Consider the following 6319-nt stretch of genomic DNA (forward strand, 5'->3'; position numbering starts at 1 on the left):
CACCGACAACTCGGCCGAGGACGATGGCGGCGGGATGGATGACGGCACGGCAACCAACTCTACCTTCATCGGCAATACGGCATCCTCCGGGACAATATTCCGAATGACGCATACGGAACAAGCGTGAGCTATTCCTGCCTTAGCGCCGCCTATGACGGAAGGGGTAATATTGTTGGCAATCCCGACTTTGTAAATCCCTCGGCGGGAGATTTTCGCCTAAGCTCCACTTCGCCGTGCATGGATGCGGGCACGTCTGACGGAGAAGATATTCCATCAACGGATATTGATGGAGTGCCTCGCCCCCAAGGAGCAGGTATCGATATGGGTGCCTATGAATATTATAAAGAGGATAAGGTGCCCGTTAAAGGTGAAGACTTGTCGAAGGCGAAGAGCCCGTAGAAGCGAAGAAGCTATTGAAGGTGAAGGCGAGACGTCACTGAAGGTGAGTCCGGAGAGGTGGATGCGAGCAGCGGTTATTGCAATAGTAATGATAAGATTCTGTCCTTACCGGAATTGCTGCACAAGGGTCTTGGTGATTAGCTGCTTATTGGAGTAAGTCTGATGGGCGTCGGCATCTTCGCGTATTGTTCACGCTGATATAGAATCTAAGCTGTAATAGAAGGACCGTCTCGATTTTGAGGCGGTCCTGTTTTTTACAGGATGGACGGGAGACGCACGAAGCTTTCCGGTGTAGGGGCGTGATTTATCGCGCCAAAAGGTCTACCCTATGGACCGGATGGATAAGATGGACAAAGACAATACATAGGAAAGGAGCGCCAAACCTCTACCCAACGACCACACGCCGGTTCTCAACTCTGTTTCTAGCCTTGCTTTCCCACACCATTTTAAACACGGCAAAGAATCCGGTGGTGGCGGAGGCGGCGCAGTCATTAATCCAAGGCCGTGCTCCTGGGTTCCGCAACACCCCGCCCGCACGCTTCGACGCAACACCTGTAGGGGCGAGATTTATCGCGCCCAAAGGTCTACCCTACGGACCGGATAGACAAGATAGACCGGATGAACGGGAGACGCACAAAATCTTCCGGTGTAGGCTCAACCGATCGCGCCGGGAACGAAAATACCAATGGGTTTTTAAGACAATACTTGTCCCACTCAGGGTAGATAGGGCTTCAAGAGACATCATTTTTGAAAGGATATAAGCAACGGGGCAGGGTCAACCCTCAAGACAAAATCCATCTTTTTTTGATCTGTTGATTTAGCTATTCGCGGAGCCGACATTGACCGTATAATATTGCTTGATTGCCTTGTCGATAGCGGAAGGACTCGCTACCACCGGTTCCACCTGCAAGGAAGATGCGATTTCAATGTCTTCGATAGCAATTAAATCGAGGGGATTGGACATGGCGACAACCAGCGTGCCCGAGCTCACCGTTAAGGGAATGCACTGATGATTCTTCGCCAGATGGGAGGGGATAAATTGAATCACGCCCGGATCCAGCTCTTCCTGAATATTTTCAATGTAACGCATGCGCATCTGTGCGGCAAGAGCGGCAGCGGTCGCGTCTTCTGATACCAATCCCAATTCGATTAAAAGATTGCCCAAGCGGCGTCTGGGATCCTTTGCTTTCACTTTCAACGCGGTCTCGAGTTGTTCTTCCGTAATCAATCCCGCCTCTATCAAAATATCTCCGAGACGTTTGCGTTGACTGCGACGGCCCTTCTCAACTTTTGGAGGGCTCTCAGCGGCAATCTCTGCCGCAGCCGTTTCTTTTTCGGAAGCCTGTTTTTCAGCTTCGGCTGCCGGCGCGGATGCAGCTGCAGTAAGCTGCGCTTTAACACGGAGCAGCGCTTCCCGTTCTTGTTCTAATTCTTTTTCCAAGCGCGCCGTCTGTTCTTTCAGCTCTTCCATTTCGCGTTGTTGATATTGCAAGCCGTCAATCTGGCCCAGCAACATTTTCACTTGTAAATCGGCTTTCTCACGCGCTTCCGTAGTCTCGGAAATAACCTGCTCCAATTGGCCAATTTTCTGTTCTTGTTGTTCTAGCGCTTCTGTATGCGCTGCTTGATCCGCTTTTTTCTCTTCCATTTCCGCAATGAGTTTAGAAAAGCCTTCTTTTTCGGTGTTCAGCGTATCCACCAGTTTTTTCTGGTCTTCCAATTCATCTTGCATGGCTTTATGGTCCATGCGCAGTATCTCAAGTTCATTCGTAAGTATTTCTTGCTCATTCTCTTGAGATTTGTTTTTTTCCTCTTGCGACTGAAGATTGCTGCGCAAGCTGTCCAGTTCTTCGGTTAGTGCTTTTAGCGAGCTTTGAAGATCAATAGAACCACCTTCTTCAGCGTCATCATTTTCCCCAACAATTTTCTTCAGCCCTTCCAAGGCTTCTTCGGCGCTTTTGAGCGCTTCGCCCTTCTCTTGAAGTTCTTTTTCGAGTTCCGCAACTTTTTCCACTTGCGGTTGTAACGCTTCCAGCTCCGCCTTCAACCCGTCCATGTCTTCATTTTTGCTCTGAAGTTCACCGCGCAAAATTTCACATTCAGCCGTCGCCCCTTCCATCTCTGCCATACGGGTAATCTTTTCGCGAACCTCTTCCAACTCATCCCGCGCCGATTGTAAGAATCCTTCCTGCTCAGCCAATTGTGTTTGAAGCTGACTCGCCTTTTCCTCTTGCAAAAATTGTTCGGATTTGGCCGCTTCCAGCTGTTGTTCAAGATCTTGGATTTGGGCTTTGAATTGTTTTTTTTCTTCCTCAAACAAAACCCGATCGGCATCGTCCTGATCTTTATGCTGAGAAATGGTCCTGAAATGTATTTGTGCCAGAGAAAGTGCGTGCTTGGTTGTTTCCAGTTTTTTCTCTAAGGTTTGAATGGAACGCTCTTGTAACGATTCCATTTCATCCAGCAACCGGGACAAGCGCATGATGCTTTCAGGTACGGTCATTTCATAAACCCTTCCTAATAAAAAAATGAGTATACAGCATATTATCGGTTATGTCTACAATCTATTATAATGGTTCTGTTCAGAATCTGCAACCATTTATTAATGAAACGTCTAGCCGGGATTTTCCATCCCAATCAGGGGAAGTTCATATCACCCCGACAGCACGGGTCACATGGACAACAGCGCTCATAAATCCTTCATGCGCTGTTGCTCAGAATTCCCTCAACACTACTGCAGAAACGATTAGTTTTTTTTGGTTTTACCCGTCGTCGGGCGCGTGTGAATACCCTGTCCATAGTAATCCTGTGCCGCTTCCCATAACGCTTCGGAAAGGGTCGGGTGGGTATGGATAGTAGTTGCAATTTCTTCTACAGTTGCTTCCATGCGCATGGCAAGTGCTGCCGTCGCGATCATTTCGCCCGCTTCCGGGCCAAGAATATGGACACCCAAAATCTCATCGGTTTTAAGATCACCGATAATTTTCACCATCCCCTCGGAACTGCCAATCGTGTGAGCCCGGCCATTGGCGGCAAAGAGGAAGCGCCCCACTTTCGTTTCATAGCCCTGCTCTTTCGCCTGGGTTTCAGTAAGTCCCACACCGGCAAGTTCCGGATCCGTGAAGTTGCAGGCGGGCAGTACCCGATAATCCATCTGTGCGGAACCGCCCGTGCAATTGGTTGCTGCCACGATGCCCTCAGCTGAGGCGCCATGGGCAAGCCAACTACGATCAATCACATCACCCACGGCATATACGCCGGGCAGATCAGTTTCCAAAGACTCGTTCACTTGAATCCCGCCGCGCTTGCCCAGCTTAATGCCCAAGGCTGGATTTTCCGCGACCAATTCCGAATTGCATTGTACACCGATCGCCACCAGTACAAGCTCCGTTTCAATGCATCCCGGGCGCTTCCCTTCAAGATGCAGTGTAGCGCCCGATGCCGTGCGCTCTATTTTCGAAACCGTTGTGCCTGTACGCACATCGACGCCACGCTTCTTATAAACGCGCCCTAACACCGCCGCCACCTCTTCATCTGAACGGGGCAACACGGTGGGCATCATTTCAATGAGCGTTACCTTTGCGCCGAAGGCATTCCAAATAGAAGCGAATTCCGCGCCTATAGCGCCGGCTCCAATAATGGCGACACTTTCGGGTATCCGTTTAAGAGACAAAGCGTCGGTGCTGCCTATGACGACTTTGCCGTCAAACTCGAATCCCGGCAGCTGTGCCGGTCTGCCGCCCGTGGCGATGATCACTTTTTGCGTGCCCAATTCCGTGTCATTAACCCGTACCTTTCCCGCTTCGGGAAGGGACGCCTGCCCTTGATACAGATCGATGCCGTTGGCTTTCAAAAGCCCCTGAATACCCTGTGTGTTGAGCCCGACAACTTTTTCCTTCCGTTCCAAAAGCTGTTTCATGTCCAATTTCAGACCGTCAAGGAGCAAGCCATATTCTTTTGCTTGTTGCAGCTTGTGGTAGAGCGCCGCCGTATGGATGAGCGTTTTCGTGGGGATGCAACCAATATTAAGGCATACGCCTCCCAAGGCGCCTCGTTCCACCACGGCTGTTTTAGCGCCCCGCTGCGCAGCACGAATGGCCGCCACATAACCGCCGGGACCTGCCCCAATCACGATAACATCATAGGTGTTCATAAAGATTAACTCCGGATTTATTACAAGATTAAAAAGCGGCTTCTTCTAAGATTTCTTTGATCCGCCCCATGAATTTCGCTGCTGCAGCGCCATCGACGACACGATGATCACTGGACAGGGTCAGTTTCATAATAGGCCGAATATGGATACCGCGGTCAATGACTACCACACGATCTTTCATCTGACCGACCGCGAGAATGGCGCTGTCGGGCTGGTTAATGATGGCGGTAAAATGGTCTACGCCAAACGCACCCAAATTGGACACTGTAAAGCTGTTCCCCTGGTAATCGTCGGGAAGTAACTTTCCTGTTTGTGCCTTTTCCGCTAATACGCGTGTGGCGGCGCAAAGCCCTTCCAAGGACAAAAGCTGTGCTTGACGGATGACCGGCACCATTAATCCCGTATTCAAAGCGACTGCCATCCCCAAATTAACATCGCCCCCTTCTACAATACTGTCCGTCTCCCAACGGGCGTTGACTTGAGGAAACTCACGCAATGCACGGGCAACGGCAAACAAGACCAGATCATTATACGACGCTTTAAAGGAAGTCAGTTGTCCGCGAAAACGCTTTGCTGCCGCCATGTCAACCTCTACGGTCACATAATAATGGGGCGCACTATATTTACTGTTGCACATGCGTTCGGCAATAATACGCCGCATAGGCGAAAGGGGTACACGCTTAGCGGTTGTGCTGTCTCCTGCAGCAGCGCCCGCTGCCGATGCGACGGCTGCGTTAACATCCTCTTTTGTTATTTTTCCTCCGACGCCGGTGCCGCGAATCCCCGCCGCCGATAATCCGGCATTCTCTAACATGCGCCGCGCCGTAGGCGTGGATTTCGAAAGGGCTGACATAGCAGCGCCTGCTGCCAACACATCGCCTTCCATAATCCTGCCGCCAACACCGGAACCAACAATTCCTCCGGTATCGATATGATGACGCAGCGCGGCTTTTCGTGCACGAGGGGACAAGGGACCGGAAACTATGGAGGTGTCCTCGGTATCAGAAGCAGGTGCAGCGGCGGCAGCGGGCTGCGCCGAAGAGAGCGCATCCTTCCTAACGGAAACAGCGGCGCTCGGAGCCGCCTTTGCATACCGACTTAAATCCGGCAAAGCTTCGGAACTGTCACCCACCAACGCCACCACGGTCAGGACCGGCACCTCCACCCCTTCGGGAACCAAGATCTTGCGCAAGACACCGGAGGCGGTGCTCTCACAATCAACCTCCGCCTTATCGGTTTGAATCGAGAACAGCGGTTCGCCCAAAGCTACAGCGTCGCCTTCCTGTTTATACCAGGTGATAATTTCCGCTTCTTCGACAGAGTTACCCATTTTGGGCAATAAAATTTCCTGCATACTCATGCTTCCTTTGTATCGTGTTCTAAGGATTGAACCGCGTTGCGGATGAGGGTGGCTGCCCGAGAATCGGGAGACAAACCGCAAATTTTGGTGAGTACCTCATCAACGCCTTTTTCGCGCAATAGTTCTTGTATCTCTACGGCCGACGGATCGTCAGGGTTATTATATAAAATTGCCGCCCCTGTCACACTTGCAATAGCCTTCGGTTCAATATCGTGATCCAAACACAAGTGCATAGCGCCGATTAAGCGATCCTCCGGGCTAAGCTTCCGTTTGGGATCTCTGCCGACCCGATCCACCTGGTCGGCCAAGGCACGGTTATGATACCGATGGATCAAATCGCGGCGGTGTGCTTCTAAGGCTTCCGGTTCCATGTCAAACTTCTTCGCCAAAGCAGCGCAACTCTCCAG

5 protein-coding genes are annotated in these 6319 nt (G+C 51.1%); 1 reads left to right on the plus strand and 4 read right to left on the minus strand.

Annotated features, from left to right (window positions below; all coding sequences use genetic code 11):
- The first annotated feature begins 123 nt into the window (after positions 1–123).
- Positions 124–399 carry a hypothetical protein gene (locus tag GX117_00580; GenBank protein NLO31841.1) on the plus strand — a complete coding sequence of 92 codons (276 nt, stop codon included), beginning with the start codon at positions 124–126 and terminating at the stop codon, positions 397–399.
- Between the two features lie 817 nt (positions 400–1216).
- Here the strand turns inward: GX117_00580 and GX117_00585 are convergent.
- The 4 genes from GX117_00585 to GX117_00600 form a co-directional block, all read right to left on the minus strand.
- The gene (locus GX117_00585; protein NLO31842.1) at positions 1217–2902 is read right to left on the minus strand and encodes a hypothetical protein; all 1686 of its coding nucleotides are present in this window, start codon (positions 2900–2902) and stop codon (positions 1217–1219) included.
- A 243-nt stretch (positions 2903–3145) separates the two neighbouring features.
- Positions 3146–4552, minus strand: a complete 1407-nt coding sequence (lpdA, locus tag GX117_00590) for a dihydrolipoyl dehydrogenase (protein ID NLO31843.1) — start codon at positions 4550–4552, stop codon at positions 3146–3148.
- Positions 4553–4580: 28 nt separating this feature from the next.
- Complete coding sequence (locus tag GX117_00595; protein NLO31844.1) at positions 4581–5906, minus strand: 2-oxo acid dehydrogenase subunit E2; 1326 nt, start codon at positions 5904–5906, stop codon at positions 4581–4583.
- A gap of 2 nt (positions 5907–5908) precedes the next feature.
- Positions 5909–6301, minus strand: coding sequence for a hypothetical protein (locus tag GX117_00600; GenBank protein NLO31845.1), 393 nt, complete (start codon positions 6299–6301; stop codon positions 5909–5911).
- Positions 6302–6319: the final 18 nt, after the last annotated feature.

Source organism: Candidatus Hydrogenedentota bacterium (genome assembly GCA_012523015.1).
Classification (GTDB): domain Bacteria; phylum Hydrogenedentota; class Hydrogenedentia; order Hydrogenedentales; family CAITNO01; genus JAAYBJ01.